Origin of the sequence: Saccharopolyspora kobensis (assembly GCF_900108315.1) — a bacterium.
GTDB lineage: Bacteria > Actinomycetota > Actinomycetes > Mycobacteriales > Pseudonocardiaceae > Saccharopolyspora > Saccharopolyspora kobensis.
In genome coordinates, this window is record NZ_FNVB01000007.1 from 93,196 (window position 1) to 119,457 (window position 26,262).

General features: G+C 72.2%; 25 protein-coding genes. 12 read left to right on the forward strand and 13 right to left on the reverse strand.

The features are described from left to right. The first annotated feature begins 12 nt into the window (after positions 1 to 12). Entirely contained in the window at positions 13 to 378 is a 366-nt protein-coding gene (locus C4T78_RS23280) for an Rv2175c family DNA-binding protein (RefSeq protein WP_211841171.1), read from the forward strand. Between the two features lie 50 nt (positions 379 to 428). Here C4T78_RS23280 and crtI read toward each other — a convergent pair whose 3' ends face one another. Next, complete coding sequence (gene crtI, locus C4T78_RS23285; RefSeq protein WP_093357915.1) at positions 429 to 1,895, reverse strand: phytoene desaturase family protein; 1,467 nt, start codon at positions 1,893 to 1,895, stop codon at positions 429 to 431. Beyond that, on the reverse strand, positions 1,895 to 2,971 hold the full coding sequence (locus tag C4T78_RS23290) for a polyprenyl synthetase family protein (protein WP_093357916.1): 1,077 nt from the start codon (positions 2,969 to 2,971) through the stop codon (positions 1,895 to 1,897). The genes crtI and C4T78_RS23290 overlap by 1 nt, the downstream gene beginning before the upstream one ends. A 322-nt stretch (positions 2,972 to 3,293) precedes the next feature. Between C4T78_RS23290 and metF the strand changes: the two genes are divergently transcribed. Continuing rightward, on the forward strand, positions 3,294 to 4,160 hold the full coding sequence (gene metF, locus C4T78_RS23295) for a methylenetetrahydrofolate reductase [NAD(P)H] (RefSeq protein ID WP_093357917.1): 867 nt from the start codon (positions 3,294 to 3,296) through the stop codon (positions 4,158 to 4,160). 7 nt (positions 4,161 to 4,167) lie between these two features. Here the strand turns inward: metF and C4T78_RS23300 are convergent, their stop codons facing one another. Further along, positions 4,168 to 4,836 carry a DUF3153 domain-containing protein gene (locus C4T78_RS23300; protein ID WP_093357918.1) on the reverse strand — a complete coding sequence of 223 codons (669 nt, stop codon included), beginning with the start codon at positions 4,834 to 4,836 and terminating at the stop codon, positions 4,168 to 4,170. Between the two features lie 98 nt (positions 4,837 to 4,934). On the opposite strand from C4T78_RS23300, the gene C4T78_RS23305 reads away from it, so the two are divergent. Beyond that, positions 4,935 to 6,614 carry a DUF885 domain-containing protein gene (locus C4T78_RS23305; protein WP_093357919.1) on the forward strand — a complete coding sequence of 560 codons (1,680 nt, stop codon included), beginning with the start codon at positions 4,935 to 4,937 and terminating at the stop codon, positions 6,612 to 6,614. A 40-nt stretch (positions 6,615 to 6,654) separates the two neighbouring features. On the opposite strand, the gene C4T78_RS23310 is transcribed toward C4T78_RS23305, so the two are convergent. Then, the gene (locus tag C4T78_RS23310; RefSeq protein WP_093357965.1) at positions 6,655 to 7,644 is read right to left on the reverse strand and encodes an SGNH/GDSL hydrolase family protein; all 990 of its coding nucleotides are present in this window, start codon (positions 7,642 to 7,644) and stop codon (positions 6,655 to 6,657) included. A 110-nt stretch (positions 7,645 to 7,754) separates the two neighbouring features. After that, a complete protein-coding gene (locus C4T78_RS23315; RefSeq protein ID WP_093357920.1) occupies positions 7,755 to 8,324 on the reverse strand; it encodes a GNAT family N-acetyltransferase in 570 nt (189 codons plus the stop codon). A 354-nt stretch (positions 8,325 to 8,678) separates the two neighbouring features. Here C4T78_RS23315 and C4T78_RS23320 point away from each other — a divergent pair, with 354 nt between their 5' ends. Both C4T78_RS23320 and C4T78_RS23325 read left to right on the forward strand, forming a co-directional pair. After that, complete coding sequence (locus C4T78_RS23320) at positions 8,679 to 9,125, forward strand: SAV_6107 family HEPN domain-containing protein (protein WP_093357921.1); 447 nt, start codon at positions 8,679 to 8,681, stop codon at positions 9,123 to 9,125. Then, positions 9,122 to 9,892 (forward strand): maleylpyruvate isomerase N-terminal domain-containing protein, encoded by a 771-nt coding sequence (locus tag C4T78_RS23325; RefSeq protein ID WP_235863848.1) that lies wholly within the window; start codon positions 9,122 to 9,124, stop codon positions 9,890 to 9,892. The genes C4T78_RS23320 and C4T78_RS23325 overlap by 4 nt, the downstream gene beginning before the upstream one ends. A gap of 115 nt (positions 9,893 to 10,007) precedes the next feature. Here C4T78_RS23325 and C4T78_RS23330 read toward each other — a convergent pair whose 3' ends face one another. The 3 genes from C4T78_RS23330 to C4T78_RS23340 all read right to left on the reverse strand — a co-directional run bounded on the left by C4T78_RS23330 (position 10,008) and on the right by C4T78_RS23340 (position 15,157). Then, positions 10,008 to 10,217 carry a hypothetical protein gene (locus C4T78_RS23330; protein ID WP_093357922.1) on the reverse strand — a complete coding sequence of 70 codons (210 nt, stop codon included), beginning with the start codon at positions 10,215 to 10,217 and terminating at the stop codon, positions 10,008 to 10,010. Positions 10,218 to 10,320: 103 nt separating this feature from the next. Further along, entirely contained in the window at positions 10,321 to 10,527 is a 207-nt protein-coding gene (locus C4T78_RS23335) for a hypothetical protein (RefSeq protein WP_093357923.1), read from the reverse strand. Between the two features lie 73 nt (positions 10,528 to 10,600). Beyond that, on the reverse strand, positions 10,601 to 15,157 hold the full coding sequence (locus C4T78_RS23340; RefSeq protein ID WP_093357924.1) for an ATP-dependent helicase: 4,557 nt from the start codon (positions 15,155 to 15,157) through the stop codon (positions 10,601 to 10,603). A 153-nt stretch (positions 15,158 to 15,310) separates the two neighbouring features. Between C4T78_RS23340 and C4T78_RS23345 the strand changes: the two genes are divergently transcribed. After that, entirely contained in the window at positions 15,311 to 17,110 is a 1,800-nt protein-coding gene (locus C4T78_RS23345) for an Hsp70 family protein (RefSeq protein ID WP_093357925.1), read from the forward strand. Between the two features lie 3 nt (positions 17,111 to 17,113). Here the strand turns inward: C4T78_RS23345 and C4T78_RS37100 are convergent, their stop codons facing one another. Next, complete coding sequence (locus tag C4T78_RS37100) at positions 17,114 to 17,245, reverse strand: hypothetical protein (protein ID WP_256258584.1); 132 nt, start codon at positions 17,243 to 17,245, stop codon at positions 17,114 to 17,116. A 37-nt stretch (positions 17,246 to 17,282) separates the two neighbouring features. On the opposite strand from C4T78_RS37100, the gene C4T78_RS23350 reads away from it, so the two are divergent. Further along, positions 17,283 to 17,477, forward strand: coding sequence for a DUF3046 domain-containing protein (locus C4T78_RS23350; RefSeq protein WP_093357926.1), 195 nt, complete (start codon positions 17,283 to 17,285; stop codon positions 17,475 to 17,477). A gap of 17 nt (positions 17,478 to 17,494) precedes the next feature. Here C4T78_RS23350 and C4T78_RS23355 read toward each other — a convergent pair whose 3' ends face one another. Further along, entirely contained in the window at positions 17,495 to 18,235 is a 741-nt protein-coding gene (locus C4T78_RS23355; protein WP_093357967.1) for a DUF4383 domain-containing protein, read from the reverse strand. A 257-nt stretch (positions 18,236 to 18,492) separates the two neighbouring features. Between C4T78_RS23355 and recA the strand changes: the two genes are divergently transcribed. The 4 genes from recA to C4T78_RS23375 all read left to right on the forward strand — a co-directional run bounded on the left by recA (position 18,493) and on the right by C4T78_RS23375 (position 21,964). After that, positions 18,493 to 19,536, forward strand: a complete 1,044-nt coding sequence (recA, locus tag C4T78_RS23360) for a recombinase RecA (RefSeq protein ID WP_093158786.1) — start codon at positions 18,493 to 18,495, stop codon at positions 19,534 to 19,536. Between the two features lie 13 nt (positions 19,537 to 19,549). Then, entirely contained in the window at positions 19,550 to 20,170 is a 621-nt protein-coding gene (locus C4T78_RS23365; RefSeq protein WP_235863849.1) for a regulatory protein RecX, read from the forward strand. 57 nt (positions 20,171 to 20,227) lie between these two features. Then, on the forward strand, positions 20,228 to 20,890 hold the full coding sequence (locus tag C4T78_RS23370; protein WP_093357928.1) for a cysteine hydrolase family protein: 663 nt from the start codon (positions 20,228 to 20,230) through the stop codon (positions 20,888 to 20,890). 411 nt (positions 20,891 to 21,301) lie between these two features. Beyond that, the gene (locus C4T78_RS23375; RefSeq protein ID WP_093357929.1) at positions 21,302 to 21,964 is read left to right on the forward strand and encodes an HAD family hydrolase; all 663 of its coding nucleotides are present in this window, start codon (positions 21,302 to 21,304) and stop codon (positions 21,962 to 21,964) included. A 55-nt stretch (positions 21,965 to 22,019) separates the two neighbouring features. On the opposite strand, the gene C4T78_RS23380 is transcribed toward C4T78_RS23375, so the two are convergent. After that, the gene (locus tag C4T78_RS23380; RefSeq protein WP_093357930.1) at positions 22,020 to 23,543 is read right to left on the reverse strand and encodes an FAD-dependent monooxygenase; all 1,524 of its coding nucleotides are present in this window, start codon (positions 23,541 to 23,543) and stop codon (positions 22,020 to 22,022) included. Between the two features lie 75 nt (positions 23,544 to 23,618). On the opposite strand from C4T78_RS23380, the gene C4T78_RS23385 reads away from it, so the two are divergent. Continuing rightward, on the forward strand, positions 23,619 to 24,326 hold the full coding sequence (locus C4T78_RS23385; protein ID WP_093357931.1) for a TetR/AcrR family transcriptional regulator: 708 nt from the start codon (positions 23,619 to 23,621) through the stop codon (positions 24,324 to 24,326). A gap of 6 nt (positions 24,327 to 24,332) precedes the next feature. On the opposite strand, the gene C4T78_RS23390 is transcribed toward C4T78_RS23385, so the two are convergent. Both C4T78_RS23390 and C4T78_RS23395 read right to left on the reverse strand, forming a co-directional pair. After that, entirely contained in the window at positions 24,333 to 24,803 is a 471-nt protein-coding gene (locus tag C4T78_RS23390; RefSeq protein ID WP_093357932.1) for a GNAT family N-acetyltransferase, read from the reverse strand. Between the two features lie 99 nt (positions 24,804 to 24,902). Further along, positions 24,903 to 26,249 carry a polysaccharide deacetylase family protein gene (locus C4T78_RS23395; protein WP_093357933.1) on the reverse strand — a complete coding sequence of 449 codons (1,347 nt, stop codon included), beginning with the start codon at positions 26,247 to 26,249 and terminating at the stop codon, positions 24,903 to 24,905. Positions 26,250 to 26,262: the final 13 nt, after the last annotated feature.

A 26,262-nucleotide genomic window follows, 5' to 3' on the forward strand; every position in this document is an offset into this window, starting at 1 on the left:
AAGGTGTGCAGCGTGAGTGCGATCCCAGCTGCCCCGGATGTGCTCGCTCCCGATGTGGAGGTCGTTCCGCTGGAGGCCGTCGCCGAACGGCTCGGGCGGTCCGTGACCCGGGTGCACCAACTGATTCGTGATGGACATCTGCTGGCCCTGCGCCGCGACGCCGTGCTCGGCGTGCCCGACGCGTTCCTGACCGGCAACGAGATAGTGAAGGGCCTGCCTGGCACGATCACCCTGCTCCGGGACTCCGGCTACCACGAGGACGAGATCCTGCGCTGGCTGTTCACCCCGGACGACACGCTGCCGGGAACTCCGATCGACGCCCTGCGCGGCGACCGCGGCCGCGAGGTCAAGCGCCGCGCCCAGGCCATGGGTTTCTGAGGTCGGTCCGGTCGTGAGCGCGCAGCAGTTGCTCCAGCGGCGTTGCGCGCTCACGACCCGGTGATGCGCCGAGCCGCCAGCTTCCCGGAGATCAGGACCGGGGGCACGCCGACGCCCGGTGTGGTCCCGGATCCGGCGAGCACGACGTTGTCCAGGCCGCGGACCAGGTTGCGCGGCCGGAACGGGCCGGTCTGCGGGAAGGTGTGCGCGGCGGAGAACGGCGTCCCGGCGGCATGGCCCTGGGCGGCCCAGTCGGCGGGCGTGACCAGCTCCTGCACCTCGATCGAGGCACCGAAATCGGTGAATCCGCGCCGCTCCAAGGTGCGCAGCAGCTCGTCGCGGTAGGCGGGGCCGACGCGCTCCCAGTCGAATCGCGCGGTGGCCAGGTTCGGGCACGGCGCCAGCACGTAGTGCAGGTCGCGGCCCTCCGGTGCCAGCGACGGATCGGTCGTCGTCGGCCGCGTCACCAGCAGCGAAGGATCGCTCATCAGGGTGCCGTCGCGGATGATCTCGGTGAACGTCCGGTCCCAGGCCGCGCCGAAGGAGATCGTGTGGTGCGCCTCGGACCAGTTGCGCGTGGTCCCCGCGTGCAGCACCACGGCCGACGGCGACCAGCGCAGCCGCCGCCGCGGCCGGTGCCCGAGCAACCGGTGCACCACCGGCAGGTCCGGGGTGAGCACGAACGCGTCGGCGCTGATCCGCTCACCGGCCGCCGTGCGCGCTGCGACGATCCGGTCGCCCCGCCGCTCCAGGTCGGTGACCTCGGTGTCGTAGCGGAACGCGACGCCTGCCTCGGTCGCCGCGTCGGCGAGCGCACGGGGCACCGCGTGCATCCCACCGCGCGGGAACCACACGCCGTTGACGGTGTCCATGTACGAGATGACCGCGTACAGGGCGAGTGCGCGGCGCGGGTCGAGGCCCGCGTAGAGCGCCTGGAACGAGAACACCCGGCGCAACCGCTCGTCGCCGAGGAAACGTCCGACGGCCGGTCCCAGGCGCCCGAAGCCGCCCAGCGCGGTCAGCCGGGCGAGCTCCGGTGACACCAGGTCCAGCGGCGAGTCGAAGTTGGCGTCGATGAACCGGTGCATCTCCGCCCGGTACACCTCGGTCAACCAGCCCCGCAGCCGCCGGTACCCGGCCGCCTCCGCGGGTCCGGCGAAGCGGCGCACCTCCTGCTCCATGGCTTCGCCGTCGGTGTGCACGTCCAGCACCGAACCGTCGGCGAAGCGCGCCTGGTAGGCCGGGTGCAGCGGAACCAGGTCGAGCCGCTCGGCGAGCGAGCTGCCGACCGCGTGCAGCGCTTCGTCGACCAGCTCCGGCATGGTCAGCACGGTCGGGCCGGTGTCGATGCGGTAGCCCTCCAGCCGGTGCAGCCCGGCGCGGCCGCCGGGCAGCGGCGCGCGCTCCACCACCGTCACCTGCCGACCGGCCCCGGCCAGGTGCAGCGCGGTGGTGAGCCCGGCGAGGCCGGCGCCGAGGACCAGGACGTGGTCGCTGCGGCCGGTGGTGGTGCGCATCAGCGGGTGCGGTCGGTGACGGCGACGGCCAGCTCGGCGAGCCGCGACGCGGCCGGTTCGGCCAGGTCGGCGCTGTGCAGCGCGAGCAGCGCCGACCCGGTCAGGTCGGTGATCTGCTTCTCCACCGCGGCCACCGCGCCGAGCCGGGTGAGCAGCTGCCGCGCCTGCTCGACGCGCTGCTCGTCCAGGTCGGGGTCGCCGAGGACGCCGTGCAGCAGGTCCAGGGCCTCCTGGTCGCCCTGCTTGAGAGCGGTGGCCGCGGCTTCGGCGATCAGCAGCGTCCGCTTGCCCTCGCGCAGGTCGTCGCCCGCGGGCTTGCCGGTCACCTCGGGGTCGCCGAAGACGCCGAGGAGGTCGTCGCGCAGCTGGAAGGCGACACCGATGTCGGAGCCGAACCGGCGCAACGCCTCCAGCGCCGCCGGGCTCGCCCCGGCGATCTCGGCGCCCACCTCCAGCGGGCGCTGCACCGTGTAGGACGCGGCCTTGAGCTGGCAGATCCGCAGCGCGGCCTGCGGGGACTCGTCGCCGCGGACCTGGCCGAGCACGTCCAGGTACTGCCCGGCGAGCACCTCCGTGCGCATCGCGCGCCACGGCCGCAGCGCCCGGTTCAGCGCGGCGGGCGGGATCCCCGCGCTGTGCAGCATGTCGTCGGCCCAGGACAGCGCCAGGTCGCCCAGCAGCACGGCGCCCGCCATGCCGAACTGGCGGTCGTCGCCCGCGAAGCCGGACTCCCGGTGGACCTGCTCGAACTTGCGGTGCACGGTCGGGTTGCCGCGCCTGGTGTCGGACTCGTCGATGAGGTCGTCGTGCACCAGTGCGCAGGCCTGCAGCAGCTCCAGGGCGCTGGCCGCCCGCAGCATCGCGATCGCGGCCGGGCCCTCGTCGCCGCCACCGGCGGCGCGCCAGCCCCACCAGGCGAACGTCGGGCGGATGCGCTTGCCACCGCTGAGCACGAAGTCGGCCAGCTCGGCGACCGCGGTGCCGAAAGCCGGGTCGAGGTCGGCCGCTTCGTCGCGGCGGGCCCGCAGGAATTCGGTCAGCTCCCGCTGGACCTGTTCGGGAAGGCTCGACTCCACGACGGTGTCCTTGCTGGCTGCTTGCGCGGTAACCGATTGTGATGGAGGCACCCCACCATCCTCCGCGATGGCGTTCGGCTTCGGCTGCCCGGGCTACCCGTTCGCTCGCAGTCGTTGGGAAGACTCCGGAGCGTAGCCGGGTTTCCTCGTTCTTGAAGCGCCGAAGGCGTTCAGCGCACCTCCGAAGCTCGCACCGCCGCGGGTTCTCAGCGCTCGCCTGTCGATGACAGCCCGCGCGCAGTCCGGGATCCCGGAGTCCAGGTGAGCGCTGATCACCGCCACGCAGGCCGAGTACGTCGGACAGCCTTCTATTCTGACTCCCATGACGGTGGTGGACCGGTTGGGAACCGGGCGGACGACCTTCTCGGTCGAGTTCTTCCCGCCGCGCAACGACGAGGAGGAACGCGTCCTCTGGCGGGCGGTGCGCGAGCTGGAGCCGCTGGACCCGGCGTTCGTGTCGGTGACCTACGGCGCGGGCGGTTCCAGCCGGGACCGCACCATCCGCACCACCGGGCGCATCGCGCAGGAGACCACGCTGACCCCGATGGCGCACCTGACCGCCGTCGACCACTCGGTGGCCGAGCTGCGCAACGTCATCGGCTGGTACGCCGCCTCGGGAGTGCGCAACGTGCTCGCGGTGCGCGGCGACCCGCCCGGCGACCCCAACGGCGAGTGGATCAGCCACCCGGAGGGGCTCGAGTACGCCGAGGAGCTGGTGCGGCTGGTCCGCGACCTCGGCGACTTCTGCGTCGGCGTGGCGGCCTTCCCGCACGGGCACCCGCGCTCGGCCGACCTCGACACCGACGCCGACCACCTGGTCCGCAAGATCCGCGCCGGTGCGGGGTTCGCCATCGCCCAGCTGTTCCTGGATCCCGAGTACTTCCTGCGGCTGCGCGACCGGCTGGCCGCGCGCGGCTGCGACGCGCCGCTGCTGCCCGGCGTCATGCCGATCACGACGCCGCGGGTGCTGGCGAAGTTCGGCGAGCTGGCCGGGGTTCCGGTGCCCGCGGCGATCTCCGACCGGCTGCTCCCGCTGGCCGACGACCCGGCCGCGTTCCGGCAGGCCGGGGTGGAGGTGGTGACCCGCCTGTGCGAGCGCCTGATCGCCGAAGGCGTGCCCGCGCTGCACTTCTACACGCTCAACCGCTCCAAAGCGACGTGCCAGGTGGTCTCCGACCTCGGCCTCTGACCCGGGGTCAGGCGTTCTGCTCCGCGCGGTTGCGGAGGTGGGTGCGCAGGGCCAGCACCGCCACCAGCGCCGCCGCGATGAGGGTGAGGGCTCCGACCAGCAGCGCCCAGCCGATCCAGTCGCCGCCCGAGGAGTTCGAGTACTGGTAGATCGCCGACAGCTCGGTGACCGTGCCCGGCTCCAGCGCCCAGGTCACCGTGCCCGCCGATTCCTGGCCGTTGGTGTTGGTGATCTCGCCCGGTGCGCTGACCTTGAGGTCCACCGCGGAATCGGTGTCGGCCAGCGGGGTCAGGTCCACCGATCCGTCCACGATCACCAGCGAGCCGGAGCGGGACAGGTTCAGCCGGTACCGCGAATCGGACTGGCTCAGCGCCCCGGCGAGTGTCTCGACCTCGGCGAAGCTCAGGTCGTGGAACGACAGCCGGGAACCGACGCGGTTCTCGGCGCGGAACGGCACGATCTCGACCCGGTCGGCCAGCGCGTCCGGCGGCCGCAGCTCGAACGGGGCCTGTCCGTCGAGGGACTCGGTGGTCACCAGCACTTCGCCGGACACCAGGTCCTCTCCGGACACGTTCAGCGAGGCGTTGACGCGCAGGCACCCGCTGAGCAGCGTGCCGAGCACGGTGATCAGCACCAGCAGCGATGCCGCGCGGCGGCGGGATCCGGTGGCCTCCACGTGGGCGATCTTCGCATCCGGCGGCCGATTTTGCCGACTGCGAAACCCCTCTCGTCGCAGTGGCGTGCTCCTCGATCGCGCGCGATAGCGTGGCGGGCATGGGAGTTGACCACGACGGCGTGCACGAGATCAGCGACCGGTTCGTCGACGAGCTGGCCGCGCTCGACCCGATCGCCGCGACCTACCTGGGTGTGCCAGGTGGCGAAGAAGAACTGACCGATTACTCGCCGGACGGGCACCGGGCCCGGGCCGAGCTGGCCCGCCGCAGCCTGGCGGCGGTGGAAGCCGCCGAGCCGCGCGACGACTCGGAGCGCATCGCGAAGGCGGTGTTCACCGAGCGGGTGGGGCTGGACCTGGAGCTGCACGAGATCGGTGCGGACATGTCCGCGCTGAACGTGATCGCCTCGCCCGCGCAGGAGCTGCGGCAGGTCTTCGACCTGATGCCGACCGACACCCCGGAGCAGTGGCACACCATCGCCCGCCGGCTGTCGGTGGTGCCCGAGGCGCTGCTGGGCCTGCGCGCCGGGCTGCTGTCGGCGGCCGCGGACGGCAACGTCTCGGCGGTGCGGCAGATCACCAAGGTCGCCGAGCAGTGCGACACCTGGTCCGGGCGCGGCGGTCAGTCGTTCTTCGCGGCGATGGTGGCGCGCGCCGAGGGCGTGGACGAATCGCTGCGCCGCGACCTCGACGCGGCGGCGGAGTCGGCGGCCGAGGCCTACGCCGGGCTCGCCGACTTCCTGCGCGGCGACCTGCTGCCGGAGGCGCCGGAGAAGGACGCCGTCGGCGAGGAGCGGTACCGGTTGTGGTCGCGGTACTTCACCGGCGCCCGGCTGGACCTGCGCGAGGCCTACGAGTGGGGCTGGGCGGAGTTCGCCGGCATCGAGGCGGAGATGAAGGAGATCGCGAACCGGATCAAGCCGGGCGCGACGCTGGCCGAGGCGGCCGCGGTGCTCGACGCCGACCCGCGCTACCAGGTGCGCGGCCAGCAGGCGTTCGAGGAGTGGATGCAGCGGCTGTCCGACCAGGCGCTGCGGGACCTGCGCGGGACGCACTTCGACATCCCGGACGCCCTGATGGACCTGGAGTGCCGCATCGCCCCGCCGGGCGGCGGCGTCGGCGCCTACTACACCGGGCCCACCGACGACTTCTCCCGGCCCGGCCGGATGTGGTGGTCGGTGCCTGCCGACAAGGAGGACTTCCCGACCTGGCGCGAGGTGTCCACCGTCTACCACGAGGGCGTCCCCGGCCACCACCTGCAGGTGGCGACCGCGGTGCACGAAGCGCAGCGGCTGAACAAGTTCCAGCGGCTGGCCTGCTTCGTGTCCGGCCACGGCGAGGGCTGGGCGCTCTACGCCGAGCGCCTGATGCGCGAGCTGGGCTACCTGCAGGACGACGGCGACCTGCTGGGCATGCTCAACGACCAGCTGTTCCGCGCGGCGCGCGTGGTGGTCGACATCGGCATGCACCTGGAGCTGGAGATCCCGGCGGGCACCGGTTTCCACGAGGGCGAGCGCTGGACGCCGGAGCTGGGCCTGGAGTTCATGCTGAACCGGACGATCACCGATCCGCAGCACGTCCGCGACGAGATCGACCGCTACCTGGGTTGGCCCGGCCAGGCCCCGTCGTACAAGCTCGGCGAGCGCCTCTGGCGCGCAGCCCGCGACGACGCGAAGCAGCGCCACGGCGCGAACTTCGACGTCAAGGAGTTCCACACGACGGCCCTGCGCATGGGCGGCATGGGCCTCGACACCCTCCGCGAACAGCTCGCGAGGCTCTGAGGAGGAGTGCGGGGCACCCGTTGCGGGTGCCCCGCGCGCTTCACCAGGGCGCGTGCTCGGTCAGCTGGGCGCGGGCCGCCGCTTGGTCCGGGGCGCGCTCGGTTTCACGCGCGGCGCGTTCGGCCGCTCGCTCGGCTTCGACGACGTTCGGGGCTTCGCCGTCCAGGACGTCGGCGATGATGCTGGCCTGCGCGGCCATCGCCGATGCGAACGGGTGGTACGGCGCCGCCACCGGGCTCAGGTGCTGTCCGTTGATCCAGGCCGCGCCGGCGGTGGCGCAGGCGTCGTGGCCCAGCGACGGGCCGTAGGTGTCGACGAAGGTGACGCCGGTGCGCTCGGCGGCACCGGCGATCGCGGCGTTGAGCTGCTGCTCGATCTCGTCGGCGTAGCGGTAGTCGCCGTCGGCGATCGGGATGACGTCCGGGCAGTACCCGCTGGGCGGCACGATGCGCGGGTAGCCGATGACCAGGATCCGGGCCCGCGGTGATCGCTCCTGCACGCCGCGCACGACTTCCGCCACGCGGTGCCCGGTGATCTCGATGCGCCGTTCGAGGTCGTCACCGCCGTCGACGGCGAAGTGCTCGCGGCACGGCGAGCCGACCGGATCGGTGGCGCGCAGAGCGGAGCAGGTGGCGATGACGTCGCCGAAGACGCTGGAGTCGTTGCCGCCGATGCCCAGCGTGACCAGGTCGGTTTCCGGGGTGAGCGCGTCGAACTGCGGTCCGGCGTACCAGTCCTGGGCGCTGGTCATGTCGGCGGTGTCCGCGCCGCCGCAGCTGACGTCGGTGAACTCCGCCGGTTCGAGCTCGCGCGCCAGCAGCGCCGGGTAGTTGTTCGTGCTCCGCCCGCACAGCAGCGGGTCCAGGCGCATCCACGGGATCAGCGGGCCGGAGGTGAACGAGTCGCCGAGGGCGACGTAGTGCTGGTACGCGGGTTCCTCGGCCGCCGCCGGGACGACGCTCAACGAGAGCCCCGCCAGCACCGACAACGCGATCCCGCCCGCTCTGCGGAGCGCTCCCACCCGGCCCATCGGCACCTCCACCGTCGCCACCTGCTGGTAACGCAGTGAAGACGATCACCGGGTGATCGGCAAGGATTTCGTGAAAGAGCTTCGGGTTTTGCTCCGTACGTGTGATCGGGTCAGCTCTCTTCGAGCGGCAGCGAGCGGCCGAGCACCGCGAACGGGCGCGGGTCCCCGGTGAACCGGTAGTTGCGCAGCACGTCGGTGAAGCCGACCCGGCGGTACAGCCGCCAGGCGCGCGTCGGGCCCTCCGGAGTGGACAGCAGGACCTTGTTGCCCGGGGCGCCGGTCAGCAGCCGGCGCAGGACGCGCTCGCCGATGCCCGCGCCCTGACCGGCCGGGTGCACGTGCAGCTCGGTCAGCTCGAAGTAGTCGTCCAGCCAGTCGCCGATCTCCGCGCCGCTGCTGAGCAGGCCGCGCCGGACCTGCTCGTGCCACCACTGGCCGGGAGCGCCGAGATAGCCGTAGCCGATGCCGATGAGCTGGTCCTGCTCGCTGAACGCGCCGATGCAGCGCCAGCCGGCGCGCTGCATGTGCGCCGACCACATCGGGGCGCGCTGCTGGGCGGTGGCGGGTGGGTAGCCCATCGCGGTCACGTAGATCTGCAGGGCTTCGGGCAGCCGGGCCTGGAACTGGTCGGCGGTCAGCTCGGCGATCCGGTCGCAGCGGGGTGGCGGGGCGGCGGTCACGGCCGAACACTAGCCGGTTGCGGGAGCGCGGTCGTTCCTGGCGTGCGTTCCGGGTGGCGAGGCGGTCACCGGGTGTTCGATTCGTCCCTTCGGGTGATCATCTTTCCTGGTAGTGCCTCGAACAGGTGAGCTACGGCGCATTGCTTGAGTCGATCGCCCGAGCGCGCTAATCTGGAGATGTTCGAACACGGGTTCGATGGACTCCAGTTCGAACGCAAGGTCCGGCGGTGGAGTGGGGGAAGCGCCCCGCCGCCGGGCCTGCCGCCTCGGACCTGCTGGCCGGCGAAGGACGCCGGGCGGCGCGCGGTGCCCGGGTGGGCGTGGACGGCTTCGTCGTTGCAGAGGAGAGCGCCGATGTCTTTTTCCACCGATCTCTCGATTCCCGCTCCGCGTAGCTCCGTGGAGGACCAGGGCCCGACCCCCGAGGCGGAAACCCCGGCGGGTTCGCTGTCGTTGCTGCTCAACGCCCGAACCTGCCTGCACGAAGCGGAGCAGGCGGACCGGCCCGGTGAGCGGTACGCGGCCGCCCACGTGGCCGCGTTGCGCGCGGCCACCGCGGTGGTGGTGGCCCGCTCCTGGCAGCGCGAGCGGAGCCGACCGGCCAGCGTGTGGACGCTGTTAACCGGGGCCGCCCCGGAACTGCGGGAATGGGCGGCCTACTTCGCGGCGCGATCGGACCGGCGCGCGGCCGCCGAGGCCGGGGCGCCGACGATCACCTGGCTCGACGCCGACGCCCTGTTGGCGCGCAGCCGGGAATTCCTGGAGATAGTCGGGCGGAGTTTGTTGGGGGTGGCGCGGTGAACGGCACTGACTTGGGACTGGACTACGGGCGGATGCTGGACCTGCTCGGCATCGAGGCGCAGTTGCTCACCGCGGCGACGCACGATGCGCACCCGGACGCGCCGGTGTGGAGCGCTTCCGGGCGGACGCTGGGGCAGACCATCCGGCACCTGGGCGATCTGTGCGAGGACGCGCTGTGCTGGCTGGGGTCGGCGGAGGTCGAGCGGCCGTGGCAGCTGCCGGAGCGGCCCGAGCTGCGCGAGGTGACCAGCCGGTTCGCGGTCCGGTTGGCCGGATTGCTGGCGGAGTTCGGTTCCCGGCCACCGCACGACCCGTGCCCGACCTGGTGGCCGGAGCAGCACGAGGTGCGGTTCTGGCTGCGCCGGATGCTGCACGCGACCACGGTGCACCGGGTGGACGTGCAGACCGCCGCGGGGGTGGCGCGGACCGAGATCGAAGCCGACGTGGCGGCCGACGGCGTCGACGAGGTGCTGCGGGCGTGGTTCGGCTACCGGCTGCAGGCGCTCGGCATCACGGCGAGTCGCGCCTGCTCGGTGGGCGTGCACGTGACCGGCCGCAACTGGCTGGTCACCGCGGACCAGCGCGGAACCGCCGTGGTCGGCTCGGACGACGTGGCGGCCACGACGCCGGATGCGGTGGTGGGCGGTGATGCGGCGGCGGTCTACCTGTGGATGTGGGGCCGGCTGCCCAACCGCGCGGTGGAGATCAGCGGGGACCCGGACGCGGTGGCCCAGCTGTGGGGGCTGCTCCAGCTCGCCACGCGCTGATCGCGGGGCGGAAACCGTTGCGCAGCAAGCGTGATCGGTTGCTCGCACCGTGCTCCGGAGTGGACGGCCCGGCCTCGTTCCTGCGCGAGGCCGGGCTCTCCGGCGCGGCGATCGATCACCCCCAGAGGGAGAAGAGCCCTGCGAGCAGCAGTATCGAGATCAGGAAGGCCGCGTAGAAGACGAGGACCGCGACCAGTGCGGAGCTGATGATCGCGCCGGTCAGGCGCCAGCCGTTCCGCCAGCCGTGCCGTCGAACCTTGCGGTGGAAGGTCCACCCGCCGGTCGCCAGGGCGATGGCGAACAGCGAGATCAAGTACGGGTTCACGCGCCGAGTATCGAGCAGTGCTCGCTCGATGATCGGGAAAAGCCGGAAAATTCCCGATGGCGGGCCGCTCGCGGGCTGGAGGTCGCAGCACCGCGTCCGGTGCTCAGGCGATGACGAAGAGGACGGCGAGCACGATGATCATGACCGTGTACGCCGCGTAGTAGGTGAGGACGCCGATCAGAGCGGCACCGGCGACGAGGCCGGAGAAGTTCCAGCCGCCCTGCCAGCCGTGCCGCCGCACGAGGCGCCGCAGCGTGAGGCCACCTGCGGCGAACGCTATTGCCAACAGCACGACTTGGTGCATTTCCATGCCCGGCTTATCGCTCAACGCGCCGCTTTCGATACCCGGTCAACGCCGTTTCCGGAGTGCGGCACCGCCAGCGTCAGGCGCGCAGCCGCAGACCTTTCGGCGTGGCGCGGAATCCTGCCTCGGTGAGGATCGCCGCGAGCCGTGATCCCCACGCGCCTTCGCCGTCAGCGCGCTGCACCGAGAGCTGTTCCAACCAGCCGTCGCGGACGACGCGCGCGAGCCCGCCCGCAGCGGCGCGCAGCGCGGACTCGTCCTCGGTGAACGACAGCAGCGACTTCCCGCCGCGCTCGACGTAGAACACCGCCTCCCCGGACACGAGAACCACCAGCGCGCCCGCCTTGCGCCCCGGCCGGTGCCGGGTTTCGCCCATCACGACGGGCCAGTCCAGCGCGCCCCCGTACGGCTGAGCCGGATCGGCCGCCGCCAGCACCACGGCGTCACCCGCGCCTTCGTCGCGGGACAGCGCCCGCAGGCGGTCGATCGCGCCGGGCACCGCGAACTGCGCGGCCCCGAGTCCCTCGACGACGTACCCGCGACGGCAGCGCCCGGACTCCTCCATCGCCCGAAGCACCTTGTACACAGCCGAAAACCCGCCGGTGACGCGCTCGATGTCCAGCGCTCCGCGGGTGAGCACGCCGTGCCGCTCCAGGAACGCTTCGGCGCGGGCGTGCGCCCGCCGCGTCGGTTCGCTCGAAGGCTGCGGCGCGAGGGACCAACGTCCGGAGACGGTGGGCGGGCCGCTCCGGCTGGGCATCGACGGACGTCCCGCGCGCAGCCGCGCATAGCGCCCGCGAGGCGCACTGCGGCGCGGTTTGTGCGCGGCGCCGCGTCCGGACACCAGCGACCGCAGCGGTGCCAACGTGTCGTTGGTGACCGTGCCGGACCAGACCAGGTCCCACAGCGCCGAGGTGACCGCGTCATCTGCGGGAACGCTCTCGTCCTGTTCCAGCAGCAGCGCCCCGGCCCGGTCGGCCAGCTGCCGGAAGAACAGCGCCCCGCCCTCCAGTGCGGACACCACCGCCCGGTGCAGCGGGGAGTCGGTGCCGGGCTCCTCGGGCAGGTCCGGCAGCAGCAGGTCGGCCACATCGGTGGGCGCCAGCGCGATCCAGCCGTCCCCGCCGGCCAAGGCGCCGGATCCGACCCAGGTGACCTCACCGGTCGCGGTCAGCTCGTCGAGCAGCGCGGGGGAGTAGCCGGGCAGCCGCGCGGGCAGGATCAGCGACTCCAGGCCGCTGGCCGGGACCGGGACACCGGCGAGCTGCTCGACGGCGGAGTACACGTCGTCCACCGTCGGCGCCGTGCGCAACCGCGCACCGATGCCGTGCCAGGCGGGCAGGAACCGCCCCAGCGCGGCGGGTTCGACCGGCTCGACCTCCGCGCGCAGCCGGGCCAGCGAAGCCCGCCGCAACCGCCGCAGCACCTCGGCGTCGCAGTACTCCAGAGCCCGCCCGCCCCCGGCTTCCAGCGGCCGCAGCTCTCCGCGGACCAGCCGTCCGGTGCCGGTCAGCCGGTCCAGCACGCCGTGCACCACGGCCACGCCGAGCCCGAAGCGCTGCGCTGCCGCATCGGCGGTGAACGGCCCGCGGCAGCGGGCGTAGCGGATCAGCAGGTCGCCCAGCGGATCGGCCACCGGCTCGGTGAAGGCCTCGGGCACTCCCACCGGCAGCGCGACACCGAGCGCATCGCGGACCCGGCCCGCGTCCTCGACGGCGATCCAGCGCTCCTGCCCGGCAATTCGCACCTGGAGCACGCGCCGCTGTTCGGCGAGCTCGGCCAGCCATTCCGCGCGCACGCCCCGAGCTTCAGCCTCCTCAGTGGACAGATCGCCGAGGAAGCGCAGCAGGTCCACCGCGGCTTCGGCATCGCGGGCGTGCCGGTCCGGGTCGAGCCGCTGCAGCTGCCGCTCGATCTCCTCCAGGGATTCGGCGTCGAGCAGCTCCCGCAACGCCTCGGAACCGAGCAGTTCGGCCAGCAGCGTCGAGTCGAGGCTCAACGCTGCCGATCGCCGCTCGGCCAGCGGCGCGTCGGTCTCGTACAGGAACATGCCGATGTAGCCGAACAGCAGGCTGCGCGCGAACGGCGACGGCGTCGGGGTCTCGACCTCGACAACCCGCACCTTCCGCGCGGCCACCTGCGACATCAGCTCGGTCAGCCCGGGCAGGTCGTAGACGTCCTGCAGGCATTCCCGCATCGCCTCCAGCACGATGGGGAACTGCTCGTACTGCGCCGCCACCGCGAGCAGCTGCGCCGCCCGCTGCCGCTGCTGCCACAGCGGAGTGCGGCGTCGCGGATCGCGTCGCGGCAGCAGCAGCGCCCGCGCCGCGCATTCCCGGAACCGCGCGGCGAACAGCGCCGAGCCGCCGACCTCGTCGGTCACCACCTGCTGGACCTCGTCCGGCGGCAGCAGCACGTCCTCGGCGGTCGGCAGCACCTCCGCGCCGGAGTCGTCCAGCGCGTCGGCCAACCGCAGCACGATCCCGTCGTCGGAGGAGGCGACCTGCGGTTCGATGCCGCGCCGCTCCCGGATCCGCGCCCCGATCGCCAGCGCCCACGGGCCGTTGACCTTCGCCCCGAACGGCGAGTGCACCACCAGCCGCCAGTCGCCGAGCTCGTCGCGGAACCGCTCCACCACGATCGTCCGGTCGTCGGGCACGTGCCGGGTGGCCCGCCGCTGCTCGTCCAGATAGGACAGCAGGTTGTCCTGCGCCCAGCCGTCGAGCCCGGCGGCCGCGATCCGCTCCCGCGCGGCAGCGGTGTCCGCGCCGGTCAGCTCCCGGACGAAGGCGCCGAGCGCGCGCCCCAGTTCGAGCGGACGGCCCGGCGAATCGCCCTTCCAGAACGGCATCCGGGCCGGCTGCCCGGGGGCGGGCGTGACCACGACCCGGTCGTGGGTGATGTCCTCCACCCGCCACGCCGAGGTGCCGAGCAGGAACGTGTCGCCCACCCGCGATTCGTAGACCATCTCCTCGTCGAGCTCGCCGACGCGCACCCCGCCCTTGCCCGCGGCGTCCTCGCCCGGTGTGGTCACCATGAACAGGCCGCGATCGGGGATCGTGCCGCCCGAGGTGACCGCCAGCCGCTGCGCTCCCGGCCGCGCGCGCAGCTCGTCGTTGACCCGGTCCCAGACGATGCGGGCCCGCAGCTCGCCGAACTCCTCGCTCGGATAGCGGCCCGCCAGCATGTCCAGCACCGCGTTCAGCGCCGAATCGGGCAACCCGGCGAACGGCGCGGCGCGGCGCACGACGGCGGCCAGCTGCGGCAGGTGCCAGGGATCCATCGCGACCATCGACACCACGTGCTGCGCCAGCACGTCCAGCGGGTTGCGGGGGAAGGCGATCGATTCGATCAACCCGTCGGCCATCCGCTCCGACACGACCGCGCACCCGACGAGATCGCCGCGGAACTTCGGGAACACCACGCCGCGCGACACCGCGCCGACCTGGTGCCCACCGCGTCCGATGCGCTGCAGCCCGGAAGCCACGCTCGGCGGTGTCTCGACCTGGACCACCAGGTCGACCGCGCCCATGTCGATGCCCAGCTCCAGCGAGGAGGTGGCCACCACGCAGGGCAGCCGCCCGGTCTTGAGCTCCTCCTCGACCACGGCGCGCTGCTCCTTGGACATCGAGCCGTGGTGCGCTTTGGCGATGACCGGCGGCGCCCCGGCGGCCACTCCGGAACCGCCCACCGCCTCGGCCGGGAACCGCGTGGCCGGTTCGAGCTCCTCCTCGGCCGCCAGCTCGTTGATCCCCGCGGTCAGCCGCTCGGCCAGCCGCCGGGAGTTGCTGAACACGATGGTCGAGCGGTGCTGCCGGATCAGCTCCAGGATCCGCTCCTGCACCGACGGCCAGATCGACGGCTGCTGATCGGCCCCGTCTCCGCTGGACGCGCCCAGCTCGGCCATGTCCGGCACGGGCACCTCGACGCGGACCTCGACCTCCTTCGGGTGCGCGGGCTGGATGGTGCGGACCGGTCGCCCTCCGGCCAGGAAGGTGCTCACCTCCTCGACCGGCCGGACCGTCGCGGACAGCCCGATGCGCTGCGCGGGCGTCGGCAGGAGTTCGTCCAGCCGCTCCAGGCACAGCGCCAGGTGCGCCCCGCGCTTGGTGCCCGCCACCGCGTGCACCTCGTCGACGATCACCGTCTCGATCCCGCGCAGCGACTCGCGCGCCGCCGAGGTCAGCAGCAGGAACAGCGACTCCGGCGTGGTCACCAGCACGTCCGGCGGCGTCCGGTTGAACGATCGCCGCTGGTCGGCGGGAGTGTCTCCGGTGCGGATGCCGACGGTGATGTCCGGTGGGGCGCTGCCGCGGCGCTGCGCGGCCTGCCGGATGCCTGCCAGCGGCGCGCGCAGGTTGCGCTCCACGTCGACGGCCAGCGCCTTCAGCGGCGAGACGTAGAGCACCCGGCAGCGGTGCTTGGCCTCCGCGGGCGCGCCTTCGACGGCCAGCTTGTCCAGCGCGGACAGGAAGGCCGCGAGCGTCTTGCCGGAACCGGTCGGCGCGACGACCAGCGCGTGCTCGCCCGCCGCGATGGCCTCCCACGCCCCGCGCTGCGCTTCGGTGGGCGCGGCGAAGGCCCCGCGGAACCAGTCGCGGGTCGCGGGGGAGAAGGTGTCCAGCACATCGCGCACCCCTCCATGCTGGACCAACGGCCCGACAGCGCGGCGCCGAGACCGTCCGAAGTGGCCGGGGAGATCGCCAATGGCCGGGATCGGTGCTCCCGCGCGGACGCTGCATGGCAGCATTCCCGTGCGGGAAGGTCTTCTCAGCTGGGAGGGGGACGGGTGCGCGTCCTGTCGGTGGATCTCGGTACGTCGAACACCGTGGCGGTGCTGGCCGCGCACGGGCGGCCACCGCGCGTGATCGAGGTGGACGGATCGGCCACCATGCCCTCGGCGGTGTTCGCCGGTGAGGACGGCGGGCTCATCGTCGGCCGCGACGCCGAACGCCGCGCCAGGCTGGACCCGTCCCGGTTCGAACCGAACCCGAAGCGCCGCGTCGACGAGAGCACCCTGCTGCTCGGCGACAACGTCGTCACGGTCACCGACGCGCTCGCCGCCGTCCTGCACCGGGTCGCCGAGGAGACGACCCGCCAGCTCGGCGGCGCGCAGCCCGACGAGGTCCGCCTCACCCATCCCGCGCAGTGGGGCACGGTCCGGCGCAACGTGCTGCTGTCGGCGGCGCGGCTGGCCGGGTTCAACTGCAACCTGGTCCTGGTGCCCGAACCCGTCGCGGCAGCCGCGCACTTCGCGTCGTTCCCCGACCGGGCGCTCGGCAACGGCCAGGTGCTGGCGGTCTACGACTTGGGCGCGGGCACCTTCGACTGCGCGATCGTGGGGGCCGGCCAGAACGGGTTCGTGGTGCTCGCCGAGGACGGCCTCGGCGACCTCGGCGGTCTGGACGTCGACCAGGCGCTGCTGGAGCACGTCGGGCGGCAGGTCTCCAACAAGGACCCGCAGCGCTGGCAGCACCTGCTGCGGCCGGAGACCACCACCGACCGCCGCGCCCAGCGCGCCCTGATCGAGGACGTCCGGGCGGCGAAGGAGACGCTGTCGCGGCACCCGCAGACCGAGGTGCCGATGCCCGAGCCGTTCGAGGACGTGCTGATCACCCGCGCGGAGCTGGAAGCCCTGGTGCGTCCCACCATGCTGCGCAGCGTCGAGCTGCTGTCCTCGGTGCTGCGCTCCAACGGCATGGCGCCCGAGCAGCTCGCCGGGATCTACCTGGTGGGCGGTTCCAGCCGGTTGCCGCTGGTCGCGAGCCTGATCGGCGAGCAGCTGCGGGTCGTGCCGACGACGCTCGACCAGCCGGAGACGGCGGTCGCCCTCGGCGCGCACCACGTGGCCCGAGACGGCGCGGCGATGTGGACCAACGACCTCCGCCCGGCACCGGCTCCGGTCCCGGCACCGGCGCCGGTCCCGGTCGGCTACCGCGAGCCCGACACCGTGCGCACCCGCCCGGTCGCCCCGCCGCATCCGGTGCCGCCGCCGGCCGATTCGGGCTCCCGGCGCAACCTCCTGATCGGCCTGGGCGCCTTCGCCGCCGTCGCGGTGCTCGTCGCCGTGGTGGCGATCGTGGTGCGCGTCAGCGGAGGCTCGCCGGCGCCGAGCGCGTCCGAGTGCTTCCAGCCCGGTGCCCGGGACGAGAAGGGCTTCACCACGTGCCTGCGCAACTTCGCGGGCAGCGTTCCGGAACGCGCCAACTGCGCGCCGGGCTGGCAGCGGATCATGCCCGGGTTGCGGGAGCTCAGCGGCACCGTGGTGTCCTGCTCGATCGGCAATCCCAACGAGGGCACCCAGATCGTCTACACGCAGCTGGACTCGCAGGAGGCCGCGGCCGCGCGGGCCGACCTGCTGCTGTCCTTCAACGGGGTGCACAGCGACCAGGTGGAGGCCGACTGGACCGGCAACGGGCTGTCCGGCAGCTACCGCGCGGTCACCGGCATCGACTTCGGCACCCTGGTGTTCACCGTCGAGGACCGCCCGCTGGTCGGCATGCTGCTGCAGCCCAACGAGAACCTGGAGCTGAGCCCGGAGAACCTGGCCGACACCTTCGAGAAGACCGTCCAGCCGGGGCTGGCCTGACCGTCAGCGGCGGTTGCGCTGGTCCCACAGGAACCGCACCGCGACGACGATCGCGGCCAGCAGTCCGAGGGCGATCACGACCTTGCCGAGCGGGGTGGACAGCCCCGTCGGATCGGCCTGCATCAGGAGCAGCACGCCACCAGCGTACCGGCGGCGCGTAGGCTGGCGGGCGATGCGCCACACAGCTTTCCGCCAACGCATGGCCGACGAATTCGGTCGGGTCCGCGCCGAGATGCTGGCCCAGGACCACGTCTTCTCGTCGCTCGGCGGGCGCACCGTCGACCAGGCCCTGGAAGCCGGGGTGTCGACCAAGGAGGTCTGGCAGGCGGTCTGCGAAGCCTTCGAGGTGCCGCCCGAACGCCGCTGACCCCGCGGTGAGCGGGCTCAGGACTCCGGTTCGCGAGCGGGCCTGGCCTGGTCGGGGGTTTCGAAGTCGGCCCACAGGTTCTGGGCGCTGACCTGCTGCTCCGGGGACGCCCCGGTGTCCAGGTAGTGCGCGTAGGCGCGGCGTCGCTCCTCCTCCATGTGCCGCACGGCCTCGGCGCGCAACCGGCGTGCCTGCTCCCGGGTCGGGTGCCCCTCGGCCATCGCGACCTCGTCCCTGGCCAGCGGGGTGAGCTCGTCGATCCGCTGCTCGTCGGCCAGCCGCTGCTCGGGGACCTCGTCGGGCGGTTCGTGGTGCCGGTAGCGGACGAAGGGGTTGTCCGGCGGCAGGCCGCCGCTGACCCGGCCGTAGAACCCGAAGAACATCAGGACCAGCCCGGCGACCAGGCTGAACACCACGTTCTGCAGCTTGAACGCGAAGAGGTTCCAGGGCGTGTTGAGCAGCCCGAGGTTGATCAGCCCGGACAGGAAGAACAGCACGCCGATCACGGCGGTGGTGGTGGAGGCCACCGGCCCGCCCCAGGCGGCGGCGCAGACCAGGATCGCGCCGACGACGATCGAGACGACCGCCAGCAGGCCGTTGCTGGACAGCCCGAGGATGTCGATGCCGCTGGTGGTGAACAGCGGAACCCGGTTGGCCACGCCCAGCACGCCGAAGGCCATCAGGCAGGCGCCGAAGACGGCCGCCGCCATCCGGTAGAACCGGCTGAGCGGGTGATCCGGTGGAAGGTAGCGGTCCATGCGCACGGTCGGCACCTCCTCCTCGGGTCGCCATCGGGTGGTTCTCCGAGTGTCCACCTGGGCCGGACTGATCGCACCGTCACACGACCAGGTGACGCGACTGGCGTGTCGGGCGGGTGATCGAACATCCGTTCGCCTAAGATGGTGGGGCAACGGGATCGAAGTCGGCGAACCCCGCGGCCGGATTGTCGGTCCCTGCCCGTAGCGTCTGATCTGAACGACGACGACTAAGAACGACTCGACCGAGGTGGACCCCGATGGCAGCAGCGACACCGGACAAGGGCAAGGCGCTGGAGCTGGCGCTCGCCCAGATCGACAAGCAGTTCGGCAAAGGGTCGGTCATGCGACTCGGCGAGGAGACCCGCGCGCCGATCGAGGTCATCCCGACCGGGTCCATCTCGCTCGACGTCGCGCTCGGGATCGGCGGCCTGCCGCGCGGCCGGATCGTGGAGATCTACGGCCCGGAGAGCAGCGGTAAGACCTCGGTCGCGCTGCACGCGGTGGCCAACGCGCAGAAGCTCGGCGGCACCGCGGCGTTCGTCGACGCCGAGCACGCGCTGGACCCCGAGTACGCCAAGGCGATCGGGGTGGACACCGACGCGCTGCTGGTGTCCCAGCCGGACACCGGTGAGCAGGCGCTGGAGATCGCGGACATGCTGATCCGCTCCGGCGCGCTGGACATCATCGTCATCGACTCGGTGGCCGCGCTGGTGCCGCGCGCCGAGATCGAGGGCGAGATGGGCGACAGCCACGTGGGTCTGCAGGCCCGGCTGATGAGCCAGGCGCTGCGGAAGCTGACCTCCGCGCTCTACAACGCCAAGACCACCGCGATCTTCATCAATCAGCTCCGCGAGAAGGTCGGCGTGATGTTCGGCTCCCCGGAGACCACCACCGGTGGTAAGGCGCTGAAGTTCTACTCCTCGGTGCGGCTGGACGTGCGGCGGATCGAGACGCTCAAGGACGGCTCGGACGCGGTCGGCAACCGGACCCGCGTCAAGGTGGTCAAGAACAAGGTCGCGCCGCCGTTCAAGCAGGCCGAGTTCGACATCATCTACGGCGTCGGCATCAGCCGCGAGGGCTCGCTGATCGACATGGGCGTCGAGCAGGGCATCATCCGCAAGTCCGGCGCCTGGTACACCTACGAGGGCGACCAGCTGGGCCAGGGCAAGGAGAACGCCCGCCGGTTCATGCGGGAGAACCCGGACGTCGCCAACGAGATCGAGAAGCGGATCAAGGAGAAGCTCGGCATCGGCGCGACGCTGGACGCGGAGGACGCCGAACCGGCTCCGGTCGAGTTCTGATCCTGAAGCGCTGGTGCGGATGAACGACAGCGGTAGGCGTCGGGGGAGCGGTGCGCGGAACCGCTCCTCCGACGACGCCCGCCCGGAGGAAGCGGCTCGGGGCGAGACCGCGGAACCGAAGCGGAGCAAGCCCGAGACCCCGGAGCAGCAGGCGCGCGACATCGTGTACCGACTCCTGGCGGCACGTGCGCGCAGCCGCGGAGAGCTGCGCCAGTCCTTGCTGCGCAAGGGAATCGACGAGGACGTCGCCGACGGCGTGCTGCAGAAGTTCGTCGACGCGGGCCTCGTCGACGACGCCGCCTTCGCCGAGGAGTGGGTGCACTCGCGTCAGCGCACCCAGGGCCTGGGCCGCAAGGCGCTGGGTTTCGAGCTGCGCCGCAAGGGCGTCGACGGACACCTGGTGGAAGCCGCGCTATCCACTGTGGACTCCGATGTGGAAGCGGAACGGGCCCGGGAGCTCGTGCAGCGCAAGCTCCGCTCCATGGGCTCGCTCGACTACACGACGAAGATGCGCCGGCTGGTCGGCATGCTCGCCCGCAAGGGCTATTCCGAAGGTCTCGCGTACCGCGTGGTGCGCGAAGAGATCGAGCGATCCGGAGAGGAAACCCCGGACCCGGATCTCGAAACTCCGTGACGGACCGGGCCGGGCTCGGCTGCTCGGTTCGTCAACGATCGCCTCGGGGAGCGTGCGATGAACTCGTCGCCCGGAACGCACGCCTGGCGAATCGACGATCGGGAGTACGCCCAGCAGCAGCGACGGCGCGGTCGTCAGCACGCCTACGAACACCTCGTCGCCGAGCGGACCGCGCTGGTCGTGATCGACATGGTGCCGTTCTTCGTCGCCGGGATGCCGTATGCGCTGGGCATCGTCGACAACATCGGGCGCCTGGCAACGGCGCTGCGCGCGCTCGGCGGCGCAGTCGCCTGGGTCCTGCCGGCGGGAACACCGGCACGCCCGGATTTCTACGGGCCCGAGGTCGCCCGCGCGCTCCGCGAAAGCGGCGGCACCGGCCCGTTGCGAGAACGGCTCTGGCCGGAGTTCCACGTCCACGACCGGGACCTCCTCGTCGAGAAGACCGCTGCCAGCGCGTTCTTCCCCGGGCGATGCGCGCTTCCCGAACTCCTCGAACGACGGGGCATCGACACCATCCTGATCACCGGCACCGTCACCAACGTGTGCTGCGAATCGTCGGCGCGCGACGCGGCCGCCCTGGGCTACCGCGTCATCATGCTCGCCGATGCCAACGCGGCGGGCCGGGACGAGGACCACAACGCCGCGCTGCACACCATCTACCGCTCCTTCGGCGACGTCCGCCCCACCGAAGAGGTGCTCGAACTCCTCCGCAGTCCCTGACGATCCGCTGCCGGACGGTGCCGCTGCGATATCGTTCCCGAACCGACCGGAAAGCCCTGACCAGCGGCGTCGGCTTCGACGGTGGTGTGGACGTCCAGGAGCCAGCGGTGCGCGACCCCGGAAACGCTCGTCGGCTTGGCGTTCACCAGCGCATCCTGATCCGGTGCCTGCCCGGGCGAGCACGCGTCGAGGCGAGCGGAAGCAACGACGCTCCACAGTGGAGCGTTCGCCGGTTCGCGCGGCGCGAGGCCCGCTCCACGGGAGCAGGGCTCGACACCGCTCGGAGCAGGCTCGTCCGCGCGCTGCTTGCCGCAGCCGGGCTGCTCCGGACGGCTGCACGACCTGTGTGCCGTCTCTCAGATCGGGACAAGAGCGCTGGAACGTCACCGTCGGCTCGTAGAGTCGCCAGCCATGACGACTCTCGCTGGCACTCGGCACATCGTGTGGGACTGGAACGGAACTCTCCTGGACGACAACCACGCCGTGGTATCGGCGGTGAACACCGTCTGCGCGGAGTTCGACCGCGAGCACATCGACATCGACGAGTGGCGCGCGGTCTTCAGCCGCCCGCTGCTGCAGTGCTACGAGCGGCTGCTGCGCCGGTCTCTGGACGACCAGGACTGGGCTCGGATCGACGTGCTCTACCACGATGCGTACCGCGAGCTGCTGGACACCTGCGGTCTGGCGAAGGGCGTTCCGAACGCCTTGCACGACTGGGCGAAGGGCGGCCGCAGCCAGTCCCTGCTGTCCATGTGGTTCCACGACGAGCTCGTCGACCTGGTCACGGCTCGCGGCCTGTACGAGCTGTTCGCGCGCGTCGACGGCTTGCGCGCGGAGGTCGGCGGCGGTTCGAAGGCCGAGCACCTGCGCCGCCACCTGGCCGCGCAGGAGCTCGAAGCCCGCGACGTGGTGCTGATCGGCGACGTCCTCGACGACGCCCACGCGGCCGAGCAGGCCGGAACGCAGTGCGTGCTGGTGACCACCGGCGTGACCAGCCGCGCGGCGCTGGAGAAGACAGGCCGCCCGGTCGTCGACTCGATCCCCGAAGCGTTGGCCGTCCTCGCCGCGTCGTGATCCCCCGGTTCGTGAGCACTTCGTGGCGCTGCCGCACCGCGAAGTGCTCACGGCCTCAGCGGCCGGTGACCGCCGCGAGCACCTTGCCCAGCACCGCGTCGTCGGCGTTCTGATCGGTGCGCCAGGCGATGAAGCCGTCCGGGCGCACCAGCAGCGCTCCGCCCTCGTCGATTCCCACCGAACTCGCCCACTCCGCGTCGAGCCGAGCGGTGCGCACTTCGAGCCCCAGAGGCGCTGCGACCCGCTCCGCCGCTTCGCACCACGGCTCTCCGGCCGGGCCGGTCAGCACCGCGAACCGGGATCCGGGGAGGTCGAGCGAGGAGGTGCCCTCGTCCAGCCACCGGTGCGGCAGCAGCGAACCCGGCGCCCCGTCCCGGCTAGCTCGGACGTCCTCAGTGGACGGAACGGCGGTGACCGGGTCGATCACCGCCGAGGAGTCGTAGCGGTAGCCCATGAGCACCATCGGCGCGTGCCACATCCCTGCCGCCGCGCGTCCGGCCACTGCTGCCGGATCCCAGTGCAGCGCCGGGTTCTCCCAGCGCAGCAGCGCCTGCTGCGTCACCAGCTCGGCGACGGCGTGGCGTTCCTCGTGGTAGCTGTCCAGCAACCGGTCACCTGCCCGCCCGCCCAGCACCAGGGCGAGCTTCCAGGCCAGGTTGTGCGCGTCGGCGAGTCCGGTGTTCAGGCCGAAGGCGCCCAGCGGGGAGATGGTGCGCGCGGCGTCGCCGACCAGGAACGCCCGGCCCGCCCGGAACTCGTCGGCCATCCGCGCGGTCGCCCGCCAGGTGAGCGCGCTGACGATCTCGACGGGCACGTCCGCGCCGATGGCCGTGCGCACCGCGGCCGCGCAGCGCTCCTCGGAGAAGTTCTCCCCGGTCGGTGACACCACGTGCAGCACCCACCGCCGCTCGCCGACGGACAGCAGCATCCCCGGCGCGTCGGGGTGGCTGATCTGCGTCATCACCGGCATGGAGCCGAAATGGCCCACCAGATCGGCGTGGAAGAGGATGTTGACCGTCGTGTCGCCGATCTCGCCGGGGCCCGTGGTGCTGATGCCCAACAGGTCCCGGACCGCGCTGCGCGCCCCGTCCGCGCCCACCAGGTAGTCGGCCCGGATCACGCGGCCGTCGGAGAGCGCGACGGAAACGCCGTCGCCGTCCTGCTCGACACCGGTGACTTCGACGCCGAACTCGATGGTCGCCCCGCGCTCGCGCGCCGCCGGGACGAGCACCGCGTCGAGCGCGTCCTGCGGGTAGTGGCCGTGCGAGGTCTCGGGGGAGTTGGGGTCCTCCAGATGCGGCTTCGGGTGGTTGCCGCTGCGGTCGATCTCGGCGACGGTGCGGACGTCCGCCTTCCACAGCTCGGTCGAGCGGACCGCGACCGCGTCCACGGCGTCGCGGATCCCGGCTTCGCGGAATAACTCCAGCGTGCGCGGGCTTATGCCGAGTGCTCTCGGGTGATCGGACGGTGCGGCTCGGCGTTCGACCACCAGCGAGGGCACGCCGTGGTGTCCGAGGAACACCGCGGTGGCCAGGCCGACGGTGCCGCCGCCGGCGATGACGACGGGGTACTGGTTCATGACTTCCTCCGCTCGCGAGCTGGGAACACTGTTCCCGATATGGGAACACCGTACCCGACGAGGTACAGTGTTCCCATGTCTGGCCGATCACAGCCCGCGACGCTGGTCTGGATGCGGGACCGGGAGCGCGGCAGCCGCCCGGCGATGACCGAGGAGCGGATCGTGCGCACCGCGATCGACCTCGCCGACGCCGAGGGCATCGACGCGCTGTCGATGCGGCGGATCGCCTCCGAGATGGGCTCGGGCACGACCTCGCTGTACCGGCACATCACCAACAAGGACGAGCTGATCGAGCTCATGGTCGACGTCGTCTTCGGCGAGATCGAACCGCCGGCCGCCTCCGACGACTGGCTGGCCGAACTCGCCGACGTCGCGCGCGGTTTCCGGCGCGCGCTGCTGCGGCACCCGTGGCTCGCTCAGCAGGCCACGCGACGACCGGCGCTCGGCCCCAACGTCATCAAGAGCACCGATCACGCGCTCGGCGTGGTGGGCCGGGCGACCGACGACGCCTCCCGGGCCGCCATGATCGTCGGTTCCATCAACACGTTCGTGCTCGGTTCGGTGGCCGCCGAGCTGGCGGAGCTGGAGGCGCAGCGCAGCACCGGGATGACCGAGGCCGACTGGCGCGACTCGGTGGGCGACTACGTGCGGCAGGTGGTCGATTCCGGCCGGTACCCGCACTTCAACCGCCGGATCCTGGAGGCCGACGACCGCGACTACGAGGCCCGCTTCGAGTTCGGCCTCGGCTGCCTGCTCGGCGGCATCGCCGCCGCGCTCACCTGAGACCGGTCAGGACGCCGAGCCGCGGGGCCGGACGGTTTCGAGGTAGCGCCGGAACCCCTGCGCCCGCGATTCGAACCCGCAGGACTCGTAGAAGGTGTGGACGTAGTCGTCGTCGGCGGCCAGCAGCTGCAGCTTGTAGCAGCCGGCCGATCGCCCCAGGTCCGCGGCGGCGTCCAGCAGTAGCCTGCCGACGCCGAGCCGCTGGTGGGAGGCGGCGACCACGACGTTCTCCACGAACATGATGGACCGGCCACCGCGGGTGAGGTTCGGCAGGACGATGCAGTCGGCGGTGCCGGCCACAGCGCCGTCCGCCTCGGCGACCAGCACGGTGCGCCCCTGCTGCGCCGAGATCTCCGCCCAGATCGCCGTCGCGGGTTCGCGGGGCAGCGCTTCCTCGCCGGGGTAGAACTCGTCGTAGAGCAGGACGAGCAGCGCGGGCAGATCGGCCTCGACGGCGGGACGCACGGTGATCTCCACGCGCCGGAGTCTAGAAGAACGCGGCGCACCACCGCCCCGGCGCTCGTCGGGTTCGGTGCGGCGTTGTCGGTGCTCCCGCCGCCGACCGCGAACGCGCGATCAGCACAGCCAGCGCAGCAGCGGCGTCCACGGCAGGCGATCGCACAGCCGCTCGTGCCGCACCTGCGGATGTTCCTGCAACCCGTAGTCGTCGGTGGTCAGCGATCCCGGCGTCGACAGCGCGAGCCCGAAGCTGAGCCCGGTCGTGCCGGGCGGAGCCTCCGGGGTCGTCCACGTCGCCGCCGTCCACCCGTTCGCCGGGGCGAAGAACGGGCTGGTGATCCAGTAGCGCCAGAACCCGGACCGGTCGCGGTAGTAGACGGCGAACTGCGTCGGCGCGGTCGACTTGTACCAGGCGTTGAGCGTGTAGGTGTTGTTCTCGTGCGCCAGCGGTGCGGCCTCGCCCATGTCCATCCGCTGCAGGAGCTTCGCATCGCCGCTGACCTCGCCCGCCAGGTCGAGCCGCTGAGCCCACCGGCCGCTGCGGGCGTCCGGCACCAGCGTCCACTTCGGACTGGCCCGTCCGGAGCTGCTGGTCGCCCAGCCGCGCGGCCCGGGTTCCTCCAGCGAGGCGTTCACCAGCCCGGCGCGCGGTTGCGGCGCGGGCGGCCGGACCAGCGGCCCGGATTCCCCGCCCACCACCTGGTCGACCGTGCGCACCACGGTGCCGTGGGACTCCCTGGTGGCCAGCCAGGACGCGAACTGGTCCAGCACCCGCGGGCTGATGGACAGCGAACCGCAGAAGTCGCAGGTCTGGTGCAGCACCAGCGGAACCCAGCCGCCGCCGTCGGCCTCCGCATCGCGCACCAGCCGCTTGAGCTCGTCGAGCGTCCAGCTCGGGTCGACCATGCCGGTGCCGCGCACCGCCATCGGGTTCGGCGGCGGGATGGCCTCGGCAGTCGGGCAGTTGTCGCAGCCGCGAGCCGTCCGGATGCTGCCGGTGATGCGGGCGCTGTTGTACCCGCAGTCCTGCGCGGCCCGCTGGGCGCTGCGGTCGGCGGTGCCGAAGGGGTAGGCGAAGGACGTGACGCGGAAGCCCCAGCCGGTGAGGTTGGCGCGGTCCTGGCAGATCTCCCGCCGGAGCTCGTCCGGGCCGACGGTGCCGATGTCGGGGTGGTTGACCGTGTGCCCGCCGATCTCGTGCCCCGCGGCGGCCATCCGGCGCAGGTCGTCCATGCCGAGGTAGCCGGGCTGGCCGATGGAGCCGGAGACCACGTAGAAGGTGCCGCGCATCCGGTGCTCGCTGAGGATGCGGGCGCCGGCGCTCTGCGATGCGGTGCCGTCGTCGACGGTGAAGCTCACCACGGTCCGCGGCGGTGCGGCCCCGGCCGACGGGCTCAGGGCCAGCACCAGCAGCACGACCCCGGCGCAGGTGAGGGCCCGGTCCAGCAGCTTGCGAGCATCCATCACCTGACCACCA

Bases quoted from the DNA above. Each gene is read 5' to 3' on its own strand.
- crtI (WP_093357915.1), bottom strand. From the start codon at position 1,895: ATGCGCACCACCACCGGCCGCAGCGACCACGTCCTGGTCCTCGGCGCC.
- metF (WP_093357917.1), top strand. From the start codon at position 3,294: ATGACGGTGGTGGACCGGTTGGGAACCGGGCGGACGACCTTCTCGGTC.
- C4T78_RS23305 (WP_093357919.1), top strand. From the start codon at position 4,935: ATGGGAGTTGACCACGACGGCGTGCACGAGATCAGCGACCGGTTCGTC.
- C4T78_RS23310 (WP_093357965.1), bottom strand. From the start codon at position 7,644: ATGGGCCGGGTGGGAGCGCTCCGCAGAGCGGGCGGGATCGCGTTGTCG.
- C4T78_RS23320 (WP_093357921.1), top strand. From the start codon at position 8,679: ATGTCTTTTTCCACCGATCTCTCGATTCCCGCTCCGCGTAGCTCCGTG.
- C4T78_RS23335 (WP_093357923.1), bottom strand. From the start codon at position 10,527: ATGGAAATGCACCAAGTCGTGCTGTTGGCAATAGCGTTCGCCGCAGGT.
- C4T78_RS23350 (WP_093357926.1), top strand. From the start codon at position 17,283: ATGCGCCACACAGCTTTCCGCCAACGCATGGCCGACGAATTCGGTCGG.
- C4T78_RS23355 (WP_093357967.1), bottom strand. From the start codon at position 18,235: ATGGACCGCTACCTTCCACCGGATCACCCGCTCAGCCGGTTCTACCGG.
- recA (WP_093158786.1), top strand. From the start codon at position 18,493: ATGGCAGCAGCGACACCGGACAAGGGCAAGGCGCTGGAGCTGGCGCTC.
- C4T78_RS23370 (WP_093357928.1), top strand. From the start codon at position 20,228: ATGAACTCGTCGCCCGGAACGCACGCCTGGCGAATCGACGATCGGGAG.
- C4T78_RS23375 (WP_093357929.1), top strand. From the start codon at position 21,302: ATGACGACTCTCGCTGGCACTCGGCACATCGTGTGGGACTGGAACGGA.
- C4T78_RS23380 (WP_093357930.1), bottom strand. From the start codon at position 23,543: ATGAACCAGTACCCCGTCGTCATCGCCGGCGGCGGCACCGTCGGCCTG.
- C4T78_RS23385 (WP_093357931.1), top strand. From the start codon at position 23,619: ATGTCTGGCCGATCACAGCCCGCGACGCTGGTCTGGATGCGGGACCGG.
- C4T78_RS23395 (WP_093357933.1), bottom strand. From the start codon at position 26,249: ATGGATGCTCGCAAGCTGCTGGACCGGGCCCTCACCTGCGCCGGGGTC.